Raw genomic sequence first — 21218 nt, 5'->3', positions numbered from 1 at the left:
TATGAAAGGGGGAATGTCGGAGGAGAGGGATTATTTCAGATATTTCTTGTTTACGTCTTCCAGAAGCCGCATCTGCTCTATGGCTATCCGGTTAAGGCGGACAAGCCTTTCGTGCTGTGGAAGACCGTCGTTGATGAAAACAGCATTCAGATTCTCCATATTCGAGAGACAAATCAATTCGTTGATACCGGCATAGTCACGCACATTGCCTTTGAGGTCAGGATGCGCGTCACGCCATTCGAGGGCAGTCATGCCAAACATAGCCACGTTCAGCACATCTGCTTCGCTGGCGTAAATACGTGAAGCCTGTTGTGGCGTAACCTCTCCGGGGATAAGGTTTTGCTTGATGGCATCGGTGTGAATACGGTAGTTTATCTTCGACAGTTCCCGCTTGGCCGACCAGCCCAATTGGGCTTGTTCTTCCGCTTTGAGACGCTGAAACTCTTCAATCAGGTAGATTTTAAATGACACGCTGATAGCCGATCCAAATTCAAATGCTATATCTTTGTGAGCATATGTCCCACCATATTTTCCTTTTCTTACAATAATGCCTATGGCATCTGTCTTTTCCGTCCATTCTGACACACTCATTACAAAACTCGGTAATCCGGCTTGTAACTTAAAGTGGTCGAATTCGACCACTTTAAAATTAGGATTGTGAACCATTTCCCATGTTCCCAAAAATTCAAGTGTATATCGGTTGCGAAGCCAGTTCTTTATAATGTCTGCCGCCCGGCTTTCACTTTCCTTGGCGTTTGCCATATCTGTTAAGGAGATGTAGTCTGAATCATTTGCTGATACAACAGTAATTTCTTTGTTTTGTACGGTTATCTTTGCCATTTTTAGGGTTCTCCTTTCTTACGGGGTATGGTTTCGGTTACAAAAGTACCGATTCGCTGCCGAACAGCCAAGTATATCACCCGTTTTCCCTTCAATCTCCAACACAATCTTTCAAAGAACGCTTGTTACTCTATTATTGGCGCCACCGCCCCGGCAAAAAAGCCAAAGAGCGTTATCAAAAGATGGCTTACCCCATATCGGCTTCGCCGTCAGCATCACCTGCACCGGGTATCCAGTCGGTGATGACAGTGGCGGTTTCCACAGGAGAACTGCCGTCGGGCAGTGCAAGCGTGGCATCCAAAGCCAACGCTTCCTTTCCGTCGCCGCCAAAGTCTTTCAGCGCCCCGGTCAGGTCGGTGACAACCGTCTGCACACTGCCGTCAGTCAGGGTAACAGCCATTGTGAGCTGTTGCTTCTCACCCGGCATCACACCCAAGAGATGCAGAACTGCCGTCAGCACAGGATTGCTCTCGGCACGGGTGGCAGCCGCATCCGCAGTCAGGGTGAAAACCGGGGCTGTCGTTGCGCCTTCAATGGCAGCCACAGCGCCACTCCTCAGGTTGATAGCGGAAACGACACCCGTCAGGGTGGCGGCAGTCTTCACGATGCGTTGCTCGTCACCGGGGGCAAGTTTCAATGTCAGTTTCAGCACGCGGATACGTTGCTGCATGGGCAATGCCACTTTCATCGTATCGTCCTGCAACACCTCCACCTCGCCGGCTGCGGAGAAAAGGAAACCGGGAAGGGGATAGAGCGTACCGTCCGCCAGAGTATTCACCGAGGCTATGTCACCGTCGATGCCGAAACCCTCCGCCGGATTATATGCCAAGAGGCTCTGTACGCCCGGAAGGAAAAGGGAGCGGAATACCGTTGTCTCACTGCCCGCCGGCTCTCCGCGGCGCACCGTCTGCTCCTCGTGACCGATGCGCAGCACATAAAGGTCGGGCATCAATGCGTCTGCGGAGTGCTTTGTCCAGTCCGCCGTTATCTGCACCGCGCCTTTGTCGGGATGCGGGGTGTTGTAAAGTTCGTCCTTCACGCAAGAAGCGAGAGAGAGGGACAGTGCCGCTACAACTATTACATTATATAAATCGTATCTCTTCATAATTCTTCATTCTTAATTCTTCGTTCTTCATTTAAAGGCTCTCCACACCAGCATGACGCCAAGCCTGTTGACGCCCCAATAGTTCTTCACTTCGCTGCCGCGGCGGATGCGGACGCCGTCTGTCACCGTATATTTGTCGTAATCGGCACGGGTATAGCCGAGGGCGGCATGGAAATCCAGCGACAGGGTGCGGTTCAGCATCAGCCGGTAGCCGCCTGTGATGCCGCCGCCCCGGTAGTCGCCCTGCTTGCCCGTATCGCCCGGTTTGTAGTTGAACCCGCCGAGGTGGTACATGGCGCCGAGGTAGCCGCTCTGCCTCTTGCCGAGATAGTAGCGGAGTTCGGGGGAGACTCTCCAAAGGGCGTAGCGTCGGTTGCGGTTGTCACGGCTCCACGATGTCCACGAACCGCCCGCAAGGATGCCGAGACGGGAGCGGGGGATGCGGTATTCGATGCCGAGGTCGGGGGTGAGCGTAGCCCAGCGAAGGAGGTTGAAGTGGAGTGAGAGAGAAGAAGAGATGCTCGAGGGTTGCCCGGCACGGCGGATGGAGTCGGCGCGCAGCCGTTCGCGTTCGGCAAGGCGGCGGTTCATTTCGGCTTCGGCACGGTCGGCGGCACGGTGCTGCTGTTCCCTGCGGTCGTGCTCGCGGGCGGCAGCGGCTTGGCGTTCGCGCTCCTGTTGCAGGAGGGCAAGGCTGTCTCGCTCTTGCTGTTCGCGGGCAAGGCGGGCGGCAGAGGGATAGCCATATGCCTTCTCCAAGTAAGTTTCCACACGCGCGGCGGCTTCCTCTCCCGCAAGGACAGCCACTTTGGCAACTGCTGCGGGAACAACCACTACTACAACATCACGCAGACTGTCCCGATAGGGAGAAGGGATGAGACGGTCGGTGACGAACATCTGTTCGGTAATGCCATGCTTCACTATCAACTCGGACTTTACGCGACTACAACGAAGGTAAGCCATGCGCTGTGCCGAAGCGCCGCCCACACCGGGGGAGGCGGAGTAACTGCTCACACTGATGTACATCTGCCCCTCACGCAAAGGAGAAGTACACTCGCGCAAAGTGGCTGCAAGGCGTTGCAACTCGGCTTCATTGTCCTGATAAGGTACAAAAAAAATGTCACTGGCAGGCTTGAAACGAAACACATAACAGGTGTCTTGCGAAAAAGGGTGAGGAGAAGCGGCACGAAGACTGCCGGAGACTAATGGGGCAAACACCCACAAGAAAAGAGAAAGCGAGAATGCTTTACTCGAAATACTCTTTAGAATATTCATAATATTGAGTTAGTTGCACGATTACGAGGCAGGCGGGAATTACTTACCAAGTAACGGCATCTCTACTATATGAAACTGCACGAAAAAGAGTTTTCAAGTGGCTTCATTTAGGAGAATAACAAAGACTTTATGATAAAATAGGGTATAAAGAGTCCGTTCCGTTTTTAGCCATAAAAGCGGAATACAAATCCCATGTCAATGCTCGGACAGGAACAGTAAGATTATGTATTTTTTAATTATCTTCCGGTTTGTCGTTTCAAGGAAATGATATAAGGTTTAATAAAACATTTACTTTTGTTTGCATATGAATAGAAAAAATAGCATTTTTGCGAATATAACGTGCCGTTACTTGGTAAGTAATTTCCACCTAATTTTGTGCTTTACAGCCTGTTCCGCATCAAGTCATCCCTCTTTTTACTTTTCCTAACAGAGGAAATCAGTTCGCGGTTCGCCTTATCCACCAATTCATTTTCAAAAGGTTTCAGATAGGTTTCCGTCACTTTTATAGAAGAATGCCCCAATGACTGGCTGATGATACCGACAGGCATCCCGATATGGAAAGCCAGCGTAGCCCACGTGTGGCGTGCGGTGTATGAGCTTACCTTCACACCCGGCAACAGTATCTTCGCCACCCGCCGCAACATCCTGTTGAAGCTGCGCAAAGCCGCCTGATAGAACCGATATAGGTTCCAACCGCTATTCTTTGCCTGCCCGTCCAATATGGGGAAAAGGTAAATGGAATCGCAGTTACGGTTCTTGCAGCCATTTATCAGCGGAAGCGCCTCCTTGGGGATGTGAATCGTAAGCTGCCTGCCCGTCTTATGGCGGCGATACACAATCGTATTGCCCTGTACATCCTTCTTGCGAAGGTAGGCAAGGTCTATGAACGGCATCCCCCGAAAAAGGAACATCAACAGGAAATAGGCAAGTACACACCGCTGCTCTTCGGACAGCCTTTGTGCATCGGCATACATCAGTTTGCCGAATTGCCGCTCTGTCAGCGCACGTTTGGTATGGGAAGATACTTTGGTATAGACATCATCGAACAGCTTCGGGTTATGCCCCGCCGTGCCCGGAACCGCCCAACGATTATACACCGCACGCAATGTACGCATATAGGTGGATACCGTATCCAAACTCAGCATACGCTGCATCAACCACTCCTCATACTCCTTTAAACGCCCCTGCGTAAACACCTCGGACATAGGAAGTGCCTCTGCCCCTCCTCCGGAAAAAGCCCGGAAAGAACGCAACGTACTGCGATAGGTATGCACCGCAGGATACTTATGCTCCCTACTCAACACCCCAATCACCCACTGCATATAGTGCGACAAATCAACCGCTCCTACATCTTTTTCTTCTTCTACTTTTGTTTTCATTTTCTCGCTTTTAAAGTTACGCTGTAAGTCAACGTCAACCTAAAACGAGACGATATAGGCAAAGTTTATGAATAAAGGATAATATTGAAGTTAATATGTAGTAAATAAAATACATAGAAAAACAAGCCACAGTCCCTAAACCTTAGCCTCTTCCTGCGGAATGCGTACCGATGTATAAAGTTCGAGAATTGCCGCAATCGTCAACGAAACAATCCACTCATTGCCATGCGTAAAGAACATGAACGCTCCGGTAAGCACCAGCAACAATGCAGCGAATATCTGCTGACGGCGCAGACGCTTGATAGTGGGAGTCTTATATTTTGAAGGTGAGTTAATCTGCGCCAAAGCAACAAACGTTGCGCCTATCGTATATATATAAGGTGAAAGTTGCCAACCGGTGACGTAAACGGCAGCACCTATCAAGAGCATTATGGCTCCTACTGTGAAAAGAGCGGGTATCAGTTGTTTCATTCTTCTATATCTTCTTGAAATACATAAATATCTTCATTGGGCTTCTTCATCAGGTACTTTTCACGGGCTATCTGCTCAATAGCGCCGGAATCTACCGCAAGCTCATTCAAGCGGCGGGTATTCTCCTCATAATCCGCCCGGTACTTCTCTATCTCTCCGCGCAAACGCGTCTCCTCACGATAGTAACCGAGACGACGCACAATGCTGTTCTCGTCCAGAAAACCGACAAGCACGGCAAACAACACAAGCGTTATCAAATATTTGCGCCTGCGGACAAACAACCAGAGGGAAGCAAGTTTATCCATGTAATTCAGTTATTGTTTCTTTGAGCACAAAGATAAGAGGAATAACTGAAAAATTTCTTTTTTTTGCGTACATTTGCACAAAAGCTGAGACGAACCGCAACGTCTCCGCACTCTGTATAAGTGATAAGAACACCCTGAATATGGAAAATTATATCGTATCGGCACGAAAATACCGCCCCTCGACCTTTGAATCGGTAGTGGGACAACGTGCCCTGACTACCACCTTGAAGAATGCCATCGCCACAGGCAAACTGGCACACGCCTACCTCTTCTGCGGTCCGCGCGGTGTAGGCAAAACGACCTGTGCACGTATCTTTGCCAAAACCATCAACTGCATGAGTCCCACGGCAGAGGGAGAAGCCTGCAACCAATGCGAATCGTGCACCGCCTTCAACGAACAGCGTTCCTACAACATCCACGAACTGGACGCCGCATCCAACAACTCGGTGGACGACATCCGGCAACTGGTGGAGCAAGTACGCATCCCACCCCAGATAGGCAAATACAAGGTATATATCATCGACGAGGTACATATGTTGTCGGCTTCAGCCTTCAACGCCTTCCTGAAAACTCTGGAAGAACCGCCCCGCCATGCCATATTCATCCTTGCCACCACCGAGAAACACAAGATATTGCCGACTATCCTGTCGCGATGCCAGATATACGACTTCAACCGCATCAGCGTGGAGGACACCGTAGCCCACCTTGCCTACGTAGCCTCCAAAGAGGGCATCACCGCCGAACCGGAAGCGCTGAACGTCATCGCCCTGAAAGCCGACGGCGGTATGCGCGACGCTTTGTCCATATTTGACCAAGTAGTGAGCTTCACCGGCGGACGCATCACCTACCAAAGCGTAATCGAGAACCTGAACGTACTGGATTACGAGTATTACTTTAAACTGACCGACCACTTCCTTGAAAATAAAGTAGGCGATGCCCTGCTGTTGCTGAACGATGTGCTGAACAAAGGATTCGATGGCAGCCATTTCATCACCGGCCTGTCCTCGCACTTCCGCGACCTGTTGGTAAGCAAAGACCCGGGTACACTGCCCCTGCTCGAAGTAGGCGCAAGCATCCGCCAACGCTACCAAACGCAAGCGCAGAAATGCCCGCTGCCTTTCCTCTACCGAGCCATGAAGCTGTGCAATGATTGCGACCTGAACTATCGCGCCAGCAAAAACAAACGGCTTCTGGTGGAACTGACCCTGATACAGGTAGCCCAAATCACCGCCGAGGGGGACGATGTAGCTAATGGGCGTAGCCCTAAACAAGCTATAAAACCCATATTTACGCAACCTGCCGCCGTACAACAGCCGCAGGCAGCCCCTGTTGCGCCCCAGCCGCAAGCAACACCCAACGCCAAGCCACAAGCGGCCGCAACGACCACCCGTACCACCCCTGCCGCCATATTGCTGGCGCAGGGAAAGGAAGAAAGAAAAATTCCGGTAGTGAAAATGTCAGGTCTCGGCGTATCCATTAAACGCCCGAAAGCGGAAGAAGAAGCCAAGAACACCGCTGCAACTGCCGCCGTACAACAAGCTGCACAGCCGGAAGAAGACTACATCTTCAATGAAAGAGATGTGAACTACTACTGGCAGGAGTATGCAGGACGTATGCCCAAAGAACAGGTAGCCATCGCCAAGCGTATGCAAAATATGCACGTCAGCCTGCTAAATGCAACGACTTTTGAAGCTGTCGTAGATAATGAAATTATTGCAAAAGAATTTACCGCCATGATTCCCCAACTGCAGGAGTATCTGCGCACCCGCTTGAAGAACCGAAAGGTAACTATGACAGTACGCATCAGCGCACCCACAGAAAAGGTTCGTGCATACGGCCGCGTCGAAAAATTCCAAATGATGGCGCAAAAGAATGACGCCCTCCTGCAACTGAAAGAGGAATTCGGACTGGAACTCTACTAAATGTTCCGACAGAACCAAGAAGAGCATTCAGCTTCCCTGTTCAGAACTTGTTGGTAATAAAATCATTATATTTTATTTTGTACATCGTATTTTATGTTTATTTTTGCCAATTATAATCAAAATAGACAAACATAATAAATGGTGAGAAAAAGTAGTGCAATATTGATGATACTATGGGGGATATGTATAACATTCGCCACTTCAATATGCGCTGCAACCAATGTGAACAAATTGGACACACTAAAAACTTTTGTCAAGAAAAAGATACTTTATAACGAATATATACCATTAGACAGTGTAATCTGCTGGAGCGAAAGCGTCCTGCCGGACCTCAGGACAAAGAATCAAGATAAAGGAAACTACTTCTTACTGCAACTGCAACTTGCCAATGCCTACACATTGCGAGGAGACATAAGTCTCGCCATAGACCGCGCACGGCTGATGTACGAAGAAGCCAAAGAAACAAAATACAACTTCGGAATAGTAGTTGCCAACCAAGCCATCGGAGATGCCTACACCGTAGCCAACCAATGCGAAAAAGCACTGGAATCTTATCAAGATGCTCTGAAGGAACTGAATCTTATCTCCCCGCAACACCCCTACCGCATCCAACTTCTGCTAAAGAAATCCAACACCTTGCAACGTAAAGGACGACTGAAAGAAGCGAGAAAGGTATTGGACGAGATAGAAAAAACTCTTTTACAAAGACCCGACTACGCCACCGACTTCTTCGCTGCCATCGAAGAAGCCAACTACGCCATCTCGCACGGACATCTTTCGAAAACTTATCTAAAAGATGCCGCCAAATGCCTGCAAAGCATGGATTCCATCTACCGGCTGCACCCCGAAACGTTTTACTACTTCCACCTGAAATATACCGCCGCTGCCTACTACCGGGCAATGGGCAACTGGGACAAGGACAACTGGAAGAAAGCACTGCAACTATATGAAGAGTTAAGGCAGGAGTATTCGGTCAACAAACGGTCTACCTACTACCGATGGATTACACTGGAAACAATATACCTGCATAAGATACAAGGAGAAGCAATGGCCGCCTGCTGGTTGTATCAGGAGTTATATCCCACCGTAGACACGCTTACCGCCGAAGGCTACACCCGGCAAATCAATATCCTGCGTGCCAAATATCAGGTAGACCAAATGGAGATAGCCAATAGGGAAGAATACAACCGGCTTATCACCGGAATATTGACAGGAAGTATCATACTGCTGTTCTTGTTCACCATTATAGCTTTCAGACTTAGAAAACAGCGGAAGAAAGTAGCTATGTCCACCCAAAGGTTGGAACGCCTGCGCACCCGTGCAGAAAACGCTACGTCTGCCAAGAGCATATTCCTCTCGAATATGAGCCATGAGATACGTACCCCCCTAAATGCCCTCTCCGGTTTCTCTTCACTGCTGACAGAGGAAAGTCTGGACGATGAAACACGCCGCCAATGCAATGAGGTCATCTTGCAGAACTCCGAATTATTGTTGAAACTCATTAATGATGTGATAGATTTGTCGAGCCTTGAATTCGGCAAAATACAATTCAGCATCGCCAAACATGACATTGTCACCATCTGCCGGAATGTGACCGACACCGTCAGCAAAGTGAAACAGACCCAAGCTGAAATACACTTCGCAACGGAACTGGAAAGCATGGAGATAGAGACTGACGACTCACGCCTGCAACAAGTCCTGATAAACTTGCTGATTAATTCAACCAAGTTTACACCACAAGGCAGCATTACGCTGGAACTTAAAAAAGCATCGGAAAAGGAATTGCTTTTCTCCGTAACAGATACAGGCTGCGGCATTCCGAAAGACAAACAGGCCAATATTTTCCAACGTTTCGAGAAACTGAACGAAAACACACAAGGAAGCGGACTGGGACTTTCCATCTGCCAGCTTATCATTGAACATATCGGCGGAAAAATATGGATTGACCCCGACTACACAGGAGGCTCACGGTTCTGTTTCACCCACCCCGTCCAACAACCATGCACCACCAAAGGCAGAAAGGAGGAGGAAGTATGAAAAAGTTACTCATCATAGGAGCTGTCCTCGCATTGCTCTTATCCGCACAAGCTGCCGATACAAAAGCTACATCCCAACACCCCCTTCCACATCAGCGACTGATGGAAATGCAATATGCCATAAACCGGGGTATCCGGCAAGCCGATTCATTGGTCAGGGCAGGCAAACCGGAAGAGGCACTCTCTTTTTATAAAAAAAGCCTCAAAGCCAAAGACTCGCTATACAACCTTGTCACTACCTCGCAGATGAAAGAGATACTCTCTCTGTACAACGTGGACAAACTCGTACTGCAAAAGGAGCAAAGACGCAGTCTGTTTCATCAAATAAGCCTGCTAATATCCATTATCATCATTATTGCACTGCTGTTTTTCAACATCCGCATATACCGAAGCCGGAAACGCCTGCAAGAAGATGAAAAAGAAATGAAAAGATTAACCGCCATCGCCGAAGAAGCGAATGAAATAAAAAGCCGCTTCCTGACGAATATGAGCTATAACATACGCATCCCGCTTAATAATGTAGTGGGATTCTCGCAACTAATGACCGAGGATACAGGCCTGAACGAAGAGGAGAAAAGAGAATATTCCGGCATCATCCAGAATAACTCGACGGAGCTGATTCAGCTTGTAAACAATGTACTCGACCTCTCGCGCTTGGAAGCCAATATGATGAAGTTCCAGTTGCAAAACTATAATGTGCAGGAATGGTGCAACGAACTGCCTTGCCTCATACAAATGCAGAGTGAAGGAAGGATATTCTTGGAGTTGCAAGCGGATGCTGGCGATGCCATTATCCACACAGATGTCAGCCGATTTACCCAAATGATATTCAATATGCTGCTTTACCCCGTTGAGTGCCAAGAAACAAGAAAGGTAAGAATGCAACTGAACTACCAGCCGGAGAACCAAGAGATTAGTTGCCGAATAGAAAACAGCCCGCTGGCAGATCCGGCCTTTGCATCACAAAAGACCGCCATACACCAGAGAATCGCCGAACTGTTTTTTCAACATTTCGGCGGAAGCTTCCGGATAGAGAAAGAATCATGGGAAATTCCAACTATAGTATTCACATATCCATCGCTTACAACCTGATTCTATGCAGGTTACATTTACTACTATTTAGACAGCATACAAATTAAATGTTTTTAATCAAGATTGGTAGCAAGTATTGAAGAAAACAGCTATTTTTGCCGAACCAATTAGTACTAATAATTAAAAAATTAAAGAAAATGGCTTACGTAATTAGTGAAGATTGTATTGCTTGCGGAACTTGTATCGACGAGTGTCCGGTAGGCGCTATCTCTGAAGGCGATATCTATTCTATCGACCCTGAAACTTGTACTGAATGTGGTACTTGTGCAGATGTTTGCCCCTCTGAAGCAATTCATCCGGGAGAATAATACAATCCTAAGAAAAAAGAAAGGCTCGGTTTCATTGAAACCGGGCCTTTTTATTTTAACACCGAGAAAGCTATATCGCAACCCGCCCGCAAATGACTGTGTCTCAATCTGCAGCGGGTTGCCGATAAAAAAGTTTATGCAAGTTTTGACAAGGCTTCCTTGATACGGCGGATAGCCTCTACGATATTCTCGTCACTGGTAGCGTAACTCATACGGATACATTCGGGAGCGCCGAACGATGTACCACCTACGCAAGCTACATGGGCTACTTCCAACAAGTACATAGCCAAATCATCGGAGTTGTCAATCTTACGGCCACCCACAGACTTGCCGAAGAAGGAACTGCATTTCGGGAACAGGTAGAAAGCGCCTTCCGGCACGTTAACCTCAAATCCCGGCACTTCCTTAGCTAACTTCACTATGAGGTCGCGACGACGCTCAAAAGCCTTACGCATTTCCTCTACCGGAACTTGCGTTCCTGTATAAGCCGCTTCCGCAGCTTTCTGAGATACAGAGCACGGACCTGATGTGTACTGACCTTGCAGTTTGTTACAAGCCTTCACAATCCATTCCGGTCCGGCAATGAAGCCGATGCGCCAGCCGGTCATGGCATAAGCCTTGGAAACACCGTTTACAATAACCGTACGGTCTTTCATTTCCGGAAATTGCGCAATACTCTGGTGCTTGCCGATATAATTGATGTGTTCATAGATTTCATCAGCTATGACAACCACTTGCGGATGCTTAGCCAATACGGCAGCCAGTCCGGCAAGTTCTTCCTTGCTATATACAGAACCGGTAGGGTTGGAAGGAGAACAAAGAATCAAGGCTTTGGTCTTTGGCGTAATAGCCGCTTCCAACTGGGCAGGCGTAATCTTGAAGTCTTGTTCGATACCCGCTGTAACAATCACCGGCTTGCCTTCTGCCAGCTTTACCATCTCGGGATAGCTAACCCAGTACGGTGCAGGCACAATCACCTCGTCACCCGGATTTACCAATACCAGAATTGCATTGCAAACCGATTGCTTGGCTCCATTGGCACAAGAAATCTGCGCAGCTGTATATTCCAGACCGTTCTCTTTCTTCAGTTTCTCTACGATAGCATTACGCAAGGCCGGATAACCCGGAACGGGAGAATAGCGAGAGAAGTTATCGTCTATCGCCTTTTTTGCAGCCTCTTTTATGTGGTCGGGTGTATTAAAATCAGGTTCTCCGACACTCAAGTTAATTACATCTACGCCTTGAGCTTTCAGCTCTGCGCTCTTTTGAGACATAGCCAGCGTCGCAGAAGGCGACAAGCTGTTCAAACGATCTGATAATTGGTTCATTTTGTTACTATTTAATGGTTGTTATGCAAATCCGGCTGCAAAATAAGCGATTTTCTTTGATATACTAAAACAAAAAGACAGTTACTTATTAAAATGAAGAGTATGTCCCATACGTTCTTTCTTCGTACGCAGGTAGCGTTCGTTATACTGATTCGGGCTTGTTTCTACCGGTACATTCTCTACAATCTCCAAACCATAGGCTTCCAGACCGACACGTTTCACCGGATTGTTTGTGAGCAAACGCATTTTATGCACACCCAACTCACGCAGGATTTGAGCCCCTACTCCATAGTCGCGCTCGTCTGCCAGATGTCCGAGACAAATGTTGGCATCCACTGTGTCCATACCGTCTTCCTGAAGTTTATAGGCCTTCATCTTCTCCATTAATCCGATGCCGCGACCTTCCTGATTGAGGTATACGATAGCTCCTTTACCGGCTTTTTCTATCAGCTCCATAGCCTTGTGCAACTGTTCGCCACAATCGCAACGCATAGAACCGAAGATATCTCCTGTGGCGCAAGAGGAGTGCACACGCACCAAAACAGGCTCATCGGGCGCCCAAGTACCCTTGAACAAAGCCACATGCTCTAAGCCGTTGGACTTCTGCCGGAAAGGTATCAGACGGAAGTGTCCATGCTCTGTCGGCATATCCACCTCTACACCTTTCTCTACAATGGATTCCTGTTGCAGACGATAAGCTATCATGTCGCGGATAGAAATCAGTTTCAAGTTAAATTCATCCGCCATCTTACGCAGTTCGGGCAGACGTGCCATCGTACCGTCTTCATTCATAATCTCCATGAGCGCACCGGCCGGATAGAAACCGGACAGACGGCACATATCAATTGTAGCCTCCGTATGACCGGCACGACGCAACACACCTTTCTCCTGAGCATACAACGGATTGATGTGCCCGGGACGACCAAAAGTAGCGGGAGTGGAAGACGGATCGGCCAAAGCCTGAATGGTTGCGGCACGATCAGCCGCAGAAACACCGGTTGTACAACCTTCCAGCTTATCAATAGTTACCGTAAAGGGAGTACCCAGCACAGAGGTATTGTCGGACACTTGGTGAGGCAAATCCAGTTCTTTGCAACGAGACACCGTAATCGGAGCACACAACACTCCACGTGCGTGTTTCAGCATGAAGTTCACCTTCTCCGGCGTTATCTTTTCGGCAGCAATAATCAAGTCGCCCTCGTTTTCGCGATCTTCATCATCGACTACAATCACAAAATTACCGGCCTTGAAGTCTTCAATAGCCTCTTCTATTGTATTCAACTTTACTTTTTCCATATATTTATTCTTTTATTGTTTATTCTGATTGACCTTTATAATATTCTGTATTTCTTCATTCGTACGGATAATCCGTTCCATGTCCTTATTCAATCGGATACGGAATGCCCAAATACGGAAATAGAAAAATAAACCGACAGGAACTATCACTCCACACAGCATATTCAGCCAGTAGTTACGGAAAGGACGCACATGGGCATGAACGGCTATGATAGGGTAATTGTTCAGCGCCGTCAGCAACGGTATCGATCTGGTATTGGACATTTCGTCTATCAAAGCCTCCATACGATCATTGAGCGCCGCCACTTCCTCATCGTGCGGTGTATCGTTCATCCATAAATTGAAGTAATTGGGCGCACGCATCAAAGCCTTCTTGTCGGCATACGCCCGGCAATCTGCCGACAACTGCCGGAGTTCGTCCGGCAAACGGACGTAATCCGGGTCATGGATAATCACTTCCTTCCGGAAAAGATGACGGACACTACGGATTCCGGCTATCTTCTTGAACCAATTGATATAAGCGTCAGCATTCAGCACCACCGAATCATTATTCGATTTATAAGTAAGGAATGCACCCAATGGCGCCAACACCGCCGTACTGGTCCACATACCCATCCATACAATCCACTTGCCGTCACGCGCCATTTTATAGCCCGTATTATTAATGATATAATAAATAATGAAAATAAGCACGGACACCACCACAGGCATACCCAGACCGCCTTTGCGAATGATACCACCCAGCGGTGCACCGATAAAGAAGAAAATCAGACACGCCAAAGAAAGTGTCAGCTTCTCATGCCAAGAAGTCATGTGACGTCTCAGGCTGGTCTCCGTCTGCAAAAGATTGAAACTCTTGAAACTCCAGTCACTTGCCGCACTCTCCGCACGGCTGACCGCCGTAGACATTATCTTCTGCTTCTGCGTCAGAGTAGCCACATTGAACAGGCTGTCCACATCGTAACTGCCCAAACGGGCAGATTCTATTTTTACTGTATCTGCCTTACTCAATGTATTGGTGGTAGCCTTATAGGTACTTGCCATAGCTTCTTTATAGTAGGTACGCCCGATACTGTCATTCTGAACTTTCATAGAATCAATACCTGCCTGCAGCATCTTCATGTCCTTGCTGTTGGACTGATTACTCATAAATCCGGCATCCACCATATTGAAGTCCGAGTTGAACTCTATAATCGCATGCTTCTCAACAAAGGTTTCCCGACGGTAAGGTACGTTCTTCTGGTTCATATTCTGCGACTTCAAATTCTCAAACTGTTCACCACTGTAAAGGTGCAGATAAAGATGCTGTTTGTCTGCTGTCATTTCCAGTCTGCCGGAGTCCGACTTGATTATTTGCGCATTCTCAAACCCTTTTTCGAAATTGTAAATCAGTACATCATACAGCATACCCGTCTCGCGGTTCTTATGCTTGACGTACAAGTTATAGCCGTCTATCTCATCGTAGAACACCCCTTCGGGAATGTCCACTTCGGGAGACTTCTGTTTCATGGATACCAACAGCGTCCATAATTTAGTTTGCGCCTTAGGTCCGATAACATTCTGAAAATAAAAAGAAACACAGCAAATAATGGATATGAAAATTATCAGCGGACGCATAATCTTCAGCAAAGAAATACCCGCCGCTTTCATGGCAAGCAGCTCAAAACGTTCTCCAAAATTACCAAAAGTGATAAGGGCTGCCAGCAAAATAGCCAAAGGTAATGAAGCCGGCACCAACGTCAGTGCCGAATAGAAGAAAAACTGAGCAAGGACGTTCATTTCCAACCCCTTCCCTACCATTTCGTCTACATATCTCCACAGAAATTGCATCATGAAGATGAAAAGACAAATGAAGAAAGTGCCCATAAAGAGCATACCAAAGCTCTTTAATATAAATATATCTAACTTTTTTATGCGCAGCATTTTACTCGTTTCATGCAATGAACGCACAAAAGTAGCACAAAAAAGGGAGTACGGGAAATTTTTAATTGAAAGTTAACTAAAAACCGCATGTTCTACGCAAAGTATCTACCTGAGATTCCCACAATTCACGCAAATCGCTTGCTTCATCCGCATTGGTAAAGTCGGTAATTTCAAGTACAAAATCATTGGTTAACTCATTGTTTGTCATCTTTAATTCAAAATACTCACGCGGGTTTTCATCATCCAGCCAGCGGAAACGAATAAAAGAATATGCCCGTACGGCAATAATCTCGGCATCACGCTTTTCTGTTTTACCCCAGAAGAAAGAGACGATCTTGTCGTCCGACTGAACCCTGTCCGCAAACCAGCCCTCCAAACCGGTAGGAGTACTTATTGCCGTCCAAAGAATACTTTTAGAAGTCGCATTCAAGAGATATTCCAAATGTATTTTTTTTCTTTCCATAGTCTATTCTGCTTTTATTGCGTCAGCCAAGATAAATACTTTTTTCTAATTAGAAAAAATAATTCATTAATTTTATTCAGCACAGCTTTATCTAACCGAGCTAAGTAGCTGATAATGTAGCACAATGTCACAAAAAGAAAAGAATAAAATTGTTTACCCACTCCCTTCAACAAAATAAATAATAGAAAATCCACTCAAAAATTTTGGCAGTTTAAATAAAAGCTATATCTTTGCACCCGCAATCGAGAAATGATGGCGGGATAGCTCAGCTGGTTAGAGCGCATGATTCATAATCATGAGGTCCCCGGTTCAATCCCGGGTCCCGCTACAAATGAAGATTTAGACTGTTGAGAGGCTTCCACTCTTGGCGGTCTTTTTTGTTTTTAAGCCGGAAAAAACTTGTTTTGATGTATATCATAATCCGTTTTGATGTACATCAAAACGGATTATGATATACATCAAAACAGGAAATATTCTTGGATTTCAGTTTGCACCTGCCCCCTTCCACCCTTCCGAAGTTTCCTGTTTATACGAGATAGCGGGTGGAAGGGGGGCTTAGATAAATTACTTTTCCAAACAAATATTAACAGCATTCATTCCTTTTGCTCCGCGCTCAAGGTCGAATGTAACAATGTTACCTTCTTTAATCTCCGTAACAACATTGTTCACATGAAAGAAGTATTTCTCAACTCCTGAAAGGTCTTTAATAAAACCGAAGCCTCTGGACTCATTGAAGAACTCAACCCGCCCTCTCAGAACCACCGGCCCTTCATCTTCCTTCTTGGGTGTAGAAATCATTATCTCCTCTATCTTAACCTCTTGCCTCTTGATATTCTCTTCAGGCGGAGTCGAGGTTATCATTCCATATTCGTCCACATAAGCAATCATATCGTCGAAACTGCCTTTATTAGACTTTCTACCTTCTTTTCTCTTCAGTTTCTCTTCCCGTTTAGCAAGTCTTTTCTTTTCATTTTCACGTTTTCCTACTGTCATGGATTTTGCCATAGAACTTATATTTTATAATTGATGTATAACTGTTGAATAAATAATAAACTTAGAAACAATCTCAAATAGCAAATTCCGCTTTACAGAGCTTCTTCCCCGTCAGCTTTTGAATATCATTGACCAACTTACGTTCTTCCTGTGAGCAAAAAGTCAATGCAGTTCCTGAGTTGCCGGCCCTGCCTGTACGTCCTATACGATGTACATAAGTTTCAGGTACATCAGGAAGATCGTAATTAATAACTAATGGCAATTCGTTGATGTCAATACCTCTGGCTGCAATATCAGTCGCTATCATAACACGTATCTTACCCGATTTGAAATTCTCCAACGCAGACTGCCGTGCATTCTGGCTCTTGTTTCCATGAATGGCTTGGCTACCGATACCTGCCTTACTCAACACCCGGACTATTCTATCTGCGTTGTGCTTGGTACGTGAAAAGACAAGCACGGACTGCCCTTCCGCTTTATGTAAAATAGAAATCAGCAATTTACTTTTCTCCTTCTTCTCTACAAAGTAAACAGTTTGCTCAATAGCATCTACCGTAGATGATTTGGGCGTTATACTAATCTTTACCGGCTGTTTCAAAAGAGAGTTGGTCAAAGCAATAATAGTATCGGGCATAGTAGCCGAAAAGAACAATGTTTGTTTCTCTTTCGGAAGCTTAGGCAACAAGCGTTTGATATCATGGATAAATCCCATATCAAGCATACGGTCTGCCTCATCCAACACAAAGTGACGCACATCATCCAGACGGATATATCCTTGATTCATCAAGTCAAGCAAACGTCCCGGAGTAGCAACCAGTATGTCAATTCCTTGATGTAACATATTTACCTGCGCGCGTTGATTCACTCCTCCAAAGATAACTCCATGACGAACTTGTGTGTATTTTGCATAATCGTCTATACACTCACTAATCTGTAAGGCCAGCTCACGGGTAGGCGTCAGTATCAAGGCTTTGATGCTTTTGTTTTTATCCTTATTAGCTTGCAGATGCTGAATGATGGGGATGGCAAATGCGGCAGTCTTTCCTGTACCGGTCTGCGCGCAGCCTAATATATCTTTTCCCGCTAATGCGGCAGGAATCGCTTTTTCTTGTATAGGGGTGGGATTAGTGTATCCTTTTTCTTCAATTGCTTTTAAAATCGGTTCGGTTATATTTAAATCTTTAAATGTCATATATATTGTTTTTGGGTGTACTAAAATATTAGCACAAGTATAATCTGAGCACGCTTCACTCAAGTGGCCCATACAAAAAGTCTGATAAATCTTTTTAGAATGAAAAGTGCAGGTGGTGGAGCGGAGCGCTTCCGCTAAATAAAAAATACGGTAGTTGTTTATAAAAGGCAGGAAATCAAGTTTCCTGCCTTTATCCTGATATTAATATCTTCTGGAGTTGTTATAACCGCCGCGGGGTCTACTATTTGAGGGTCTTTCCTCGCGAGGACGTGCAACGCTTACTGAAATGACTTTGCTGTCATACTCTACGCCGTTCAGTTCGTCAATAGCTTTCTGTCCTTCTGTGTCGTCGTTCATTTCGACAAAAGCAAATCCTCTGGATCTACCTGTTTCTCTGTCAAGGATTACTTTAGCTGAAGAAACTTCTCCAAACTCTGCAAATAAATTTGTCAAGTCGGCATTATTAACGCCATAACTTAAACCTGAAATGTAAATGTTCATTCTAAAAATGTTATAAAATAAATAATAAATTGGAGTGAGGAGGATAATTAAAGAAGAGGACTGCTTACTAATAATATATTAAAAGAAGAACTATACGATAATGATTCGTAACTCAAACTCTGGCGACAAAGGTAGTATAATAAACTTGATAAATACGTTTCTATCTGTTTTTTTTCACAAGAAAGACGATTATTATCATTTATTAAGTACATACAGAAATTCAAAACAGTTGCTATTTACCTATTTTCACCCTTAGAAAAAGGAAAATATGAACATAAGCAATCTATATATGGATAGTATTTTTCTATAATAAGCCGCTAACTTTGCACAAATTATTGGTGATTATTATGAAAAAACTACTATTCACTTTTGCCTTTCTCTGTTTGGCAATAGCTAAAGGGGATGCCCAAAAGACCTTGACACTGAAAGAGTGTCTGGAAATAGGTATAGAAAACAACCTGTCTTTGGAAAGCAAACGTAAGGAAATGCAGAAAAGCAAATACGGAGTTTCCGAAAACAGAGCAAGACTATTGCCTCAAATCAATGGATTTGCCAACTATAATGACAATATAGATCCCCCTGTATCCGTTACGGACGGTTCTGCCTATGGAAACCCATATAACATAACCCAGACTTTGCGATTCAATGCTAACGCAGGGCTACAGCTACAAATGCCTCTTTACAACCAGACACTTTACACCACCGTATCCATAGCCAAAATTATGGATGAAATAAACCGTCTTTCTTACGAAAAGGCACGTGAGGATCTCATTCTGGAGATATGCAAAATGTATTATCTGGGACAGACCACTGCCGAACAAATCACATTGATAAAAGCCAATATTACCCGATTGGAAGAATTGAAAGACATTACTATGGCCTTCCATGATAATGGAATGGCTATGGAAGTAGACGTTAAGCGGGTAAATATCAACTTGGAAAATCTGAAAGTGCAATACGATAATGTACAGGCCATGCAAGAACAGCAACTAAATCTGCTGAAATATATTATGGACTATCCGGCCGATGAGCAAATAGCGTTAGTCCCGGTAAATTCCGAAAACATCACTCCCGTGGCACTGACCGGATTATCCGAGAATCTATACGAGTTACAGCTGCTGCAATCACAAAAAGCAATGGCCGAAAAACAAAAAAAGATGATTGGCTACGGCTACATCCCTTCACTGAACCTGACCGGTAGCTGGATGTTCTCTGCTTATACTGACAAAGCCTACCATTGGTTCCACTCCGGACCGTCCAATCACTGGTTCCGTTCCTATGGGCTGGGACTGTCACTGCGCGTCCCTATCTTTGACGGGCTGGATAAACGCTACAAAACCCGGAAAGCTGCAATAGACATTGAAAACCTGCGATTGGCACAAGAAAATACCCGCAAAAATCTGCAAACCCAATATCTGAATGCTACCAACGACCTGATGAATAATCAGCGTAACTTCAAAAAACAAAAAGACAATTACCTGCTTGCCGAAGACGTATACACCGTTACCATGGACCGTTACCGCGAAGGAATCGCTTCTATGACCGAGGTTCTGCAAGACGAAATGCAGATGAGCGAAGCACAGAATAATTACATCAGCGCCCATTACAGTTATCGGGTTACCACCCTGTTACTGCTGAAACTGACAGGACAAATAGACTCATTAGTTAAATAACAAGTTAATCAAATCAGCATATGGAAACAAAAGAAAGAAATAACGCATCGAACACACATCAGGAGAAAGCCAAGAAACTGCGTAAGCTACGCCGTTGGCAAATCGTAATCAGCCTGTTGGGAGCTGCAATCGTCATTTGGGGAGTAATAGAGGTAGTTTGTCTCTTCCTTGATTATAAACAAACGGAAGTCAGCAATGACGCACAGATAGAACAATACATCTCCCCCATCAACCTGCGCGCATCGGGTTATATCAAGAAGATTTATTTCACCGAGCACCAGGAAGTGCACAAAGGCGATACCCTTCTTGTATTGGACGACCGCGAATATAAGATACGTGTAATGGAAGCCGAAGCCGCACTGAAAGATGCACAAGCCGGAGCTACCATAATCGGAGCTACCCTGCAAACCACGCAGACCACTGCTTCCGTATATGACGCCTCCATTTCCGAAATAGAAATCCGTCTTGCCAAACTGGAGAAAGACCGCCAACGCTACCAAAATCTGGTACAAAGGAATGCCGCTACTCCCATACAGTTGGAACAGATAGAGACAGAGTACGAAGCCACTCGCAAAAAACTTGAAGCAACAAAACGTCAGCAAAAAGCCGCTCTATCGGGAGTAAATGAAGTTTCACACCGCCGTGAAAGTACGGAAGCCGCCATTCAACGTGCCACGGCAGCTTTGGAAATGGCGCGTCTGAACCTCTCCTATACCGTAGTAGTAGCTCCCTGCGACGGTAAATTGGGAAGGCGGGCATTGGAAGAAGGACAGTTCATTACAGCCGGACAAACTATCACCTACATTCTGCCCGATACTCAAAAATGGATTGTCGCCAACTACAAAGAGACACAGGTAGAGAACCTCCATATAGGACAAGAGGTTACTATCACCGTAGATGCTATCAGCGACAAAGAGTTCACAGGAACCATCACCGCCATTTCAGGTGCAACAGGTTCCAAATACTCATTGGTTCCTACCGATAACTCTGCCGGAAACTTCGTAAAAATACAGCAACGCATACCCGTACGCATAGATTTCACCCACCTATCCCAAGAAGATAACGAGAAACTGGCGGCCGGCATGATGGTGATAGTAAAAGCCAAACTCTGATTTT

19 protein-coding genes and 1 tRNA gene are annotated in these 21218 nt (G+C 45.9%); 7 read left to right on the top strand and 13 right to left on the bottom strand.

What is annotated here, in order from left to right:
* Positions 1 to 30: 30 nt before the first annotated feature.
* The 6 genes from DW121_RS14695 to DW121_RS14670 form a co-directional block, all read right to left on the bottom strand.
* Entirely contained in the window at positions 31 to 840 is an 810-nt protein-coding gene (locus DW121_RS14695) for a KilA-N domain-containing protein (protein ID WP_117713379.1), read from the bottom strand.
* Positions 841 to 1027: 187 nt separating this feature from the next.
* On the bottom strand, positions 1028 to 1945 hold the full coding sequence (locus tag DW121_RS14690; protein ID WP_118324278.1) for a FimB/Mfa2 family fimbrial subunit: 918 nt from the start codon (positions 1943 to 1945) through the stop codon (positions 1028 to 1030).
* 27 nt (positions 1946 to 1972) lie between these two features.
* Positions 1973 to 3220, bottom strand: a complete 1248-nt coding sequence (locus tag DW121_RS14685; protein WP_118324276.1) for a DUF3575 domain-containing protein — start codon at positions 3218 to 3220, stop codon at positions 1973 to 1975.
* A gap of 380 nt (positions 3221 to 3600) precedes the next feature.
* Positions 3601 to 4599, bottom strand: coding sequence for a tyrosine-type recombinase/integrase (locus tag DW121_RS14680; protein ID WP_118324274.1), 999 nt, complete (start codon positions 4597 to 4599; stop codon positions 3601 to 3603).
* A 135-nt stretch (positions 4600 to 4734) separates the two neighbouring features.
* Positions 4735 to 5070 (bottom strand): hypothetical protein, encoded by a 336-nt coding sequence (locus DW121_RS14675; protein WP_117713371.1) that lies wholly within the window; start codon positions 5068 to 5070, stop codon positions 4735 to 4737.
* Entirely contained in the window at positions 5067 to 5375 is a 309-nt protein-coding gene (locus DW121_RS14670) for an FtsB family cell division protein (RefSeq protein ID WP_117713370.1), read from the bottom strand. The genes DW121_RS14675 and DW121_RS14670 overlap by 4 nt, the downstream gene beginning before the upstream one ends.
* A 140-nt stretch (positions 5376 to 5515) precedes the next feature.
* Here DW121_RS14670 and DW121_RS14665 point away from each other — a divergent pair, with 140 nt between their 5' ends.
* The 4 genes from DW121_RS14665 to DW121_RS14650 all read left to right on the top strand — a co-directional run bounded on the left by DW121_RS14665 (position 5516) and on the right by DW121_RS14650 (position 10733).
* Positions 5516 to 7297 carry a DNA polymerase III subunit gamma/tau gene (locus DW121_RS14665; protein ID WP_117713369.1) on the top strand — a complete coding sequence of 594 codons (1782 nt, stop codon included), beginning with the start codon at positions 5516 to 5518 and terminating at the stop codon, positions 7295 to 7297.
* Positions 7298 to 7462: 165 nt separating this feature from the next.
* On the top strand, positions 7463 to 9334 hold the full coding sequence (locus tag DW121_RS14660) for an ATP-binding protein (RefSeq protein WP_410492045.1): 1872 nt from the start codon (positions 7463 to 7465) through the stop codon (positions 9332 to 9334).
* Positions 9331 to 10425, top strand: coding sequence for a sensor histidine kinase (locus tag DW121_RS14655; RefSeq protein ID WP_118324292.1), 1095 nt, complete (start codon positions 9331 to 9333; stop codon positions 10423 to 10425). Before DW121_RS14660 ends, DW121_RS14655 begins: the two co-directional genes overlap by 4 nt.
* Before the next feature lie 137 nt (positions 10426 to 10562).
* Positions 10563 to 10733, top strand: a complete 171-nt coding sequence (locus DW121_RS14650; protein WP_117713409.1) for a DUF362 domain-containing protein — start codon at positions 10563 to 10565, stop codon at positions 10731 to 10733.
* A 134-nt stretch (positions 10734 to 10867) separates the two neighbouring features.
* Here DW121_RS14650 and DW121_RS14645 read toward each other — a convergent pair whose 3' ends face one another.
* The 4 genes from DW121_RS14645 to DW121_RS14630 form a co-directional block, all read right to left on the bottom strand.
* A complete protein-coding gene (locus DW121_RS14645) occupies positions 10868 to 12061 on the bottom strand; it encodes a pyridoxal phosphate-dependent aminotransferase (protein ID WP_118324270.1) in 1194 nt (397 codons plus the stop codon).
* Positions 12062 to 12142: 81 nt separating this feature from the next.
* On the bottom strand, positions 12143 to 13357 hold the full coding sequence (locus DW121_RS14640) for a bifunctional 3,4-dihydroxy-2-butanone-4-phosphate synthase/GTP cyclohydrolase II (RefSeq protein WP_117713407.1): 1215 nt from the start codon (positions 13355 to 13357) through the stop codon (positions 12143 to 12145).
* Between the two features lie 12 nt (positions 13358 to 13369).
* Positions 13370 to 15280 (bottom strand): LptF/LptG family permease, encoded by a 1911-nt coding sequence (locus DW121_RS14635; protein ID WP_117713406.1) that lies wholly within the window; start codon positions 15278 to 15280, stop codon positions 13370 to 13372.
* 76 nt (positions 15281 to 15356) lie between these two features.
* The gene (locus tag DW121_RS14630; RefSeq protein ID WP_117713405.1) at positions 15357 to 15743 is read right to left on the bottom strand and encodes an START-like domain-containing protein; all 387 of its coding nucleotides are present in this window, start codon (positions 15741 to 15743) and stop codon (positions 15357 to 15359) included.
* Between the two features lie 254 nt (positions 15744 to 15997).
* Here DW121_RS14630 and DW121_RS14625 point away from each other — a divergent pair.
* Positions 15998 to 16071: transfer RNA gene (locus DW121_RS14625), tRNA-Met, on the top strand.
* Positions 16072 to 16307: 236 nt separating this feature from the next.
* Here the strand turns inward: DW121_RS14625 and DW121_RS14620 are convergent.
* From DW121_RS14620 to DW121_RS14610, 3 genes are all read right to left on the bottom strand, one after another.
* Entirely contained in the window at positions 16308 to 16748 is a 441-nt protein-coding gene (locus DW121_RS14620; RefSeq protein WP_117711492.1) for a cold-shock protein, read from the bottom strand.
* 61 nt (positions 16749 to 16809) lie between these two features.
* Entirely contained in the window at positions 16810 to 17928 is a 1119-nt protein-coding gene (locus DW121_RS14615; protein WP_118324268.1) for a DEAD/DEAH box helicase, read from the bottom strand.
* A 201-nt stretch (positions 17929 to 18129) separates the two neighbouring features.
* Positions 18130 to 18429 carry an RNA recognition motif domain-containing protein gene (locus DW121_RS14610; protein ID WP_117711494.1) on the bottom strand — a complete coding sequence of 100 codons (300 nt, stop codon included), beginning with the start codon at positions 18427 to 18429 and terminating at the stop codon, positions 18130 to 18132.
* 347 nt (positions 18430 to 18776) lie between these two features.
* Between DW121_RS14610 and DW121_RS14605 the strand changes: the two genes are divergently transcribed.
* Positions 18777 to 20102, top strand: coding sequence for a TolC family protein (locus tag DW121_RS14605; protein ID WP_117711495.1), 1326 nt, complete (start codon positions 18777 to 18779; stop codon positions 20100 to 20102).
* A gap of 20 nt (positions 20103 to 20122) precedes the next feature.
* Positions 20123 to 21214 (top strand): HlyD family secretion protein, encoded by a 1092-nt coding sequence (locus tag DW121_RS14600; RefSeq protein WP_117711496.1) that lies wholly within the window; start codon positions 20123 to 20125, stop codon positions 21212 to 21214.
* Positions 21215 to 21218 lie beyond the last annotated feature (4 nt).

It is taken from the genome of Bacteroides sp. AM10-21B, assembly GCF_003472565.1.
Taxonomy (GTDB): Bacteria; Bacteroidota; Bacteroidia; order Bacteroidales; family Bacteroidaceae; genus Bacteroides; species Bacteroides propionicigenes.
The sequence above is the reverse complement of the archived record's forward strand: the minus strand, read 5'-3'. Positions and strand labels throughout refer to the sequence as shown.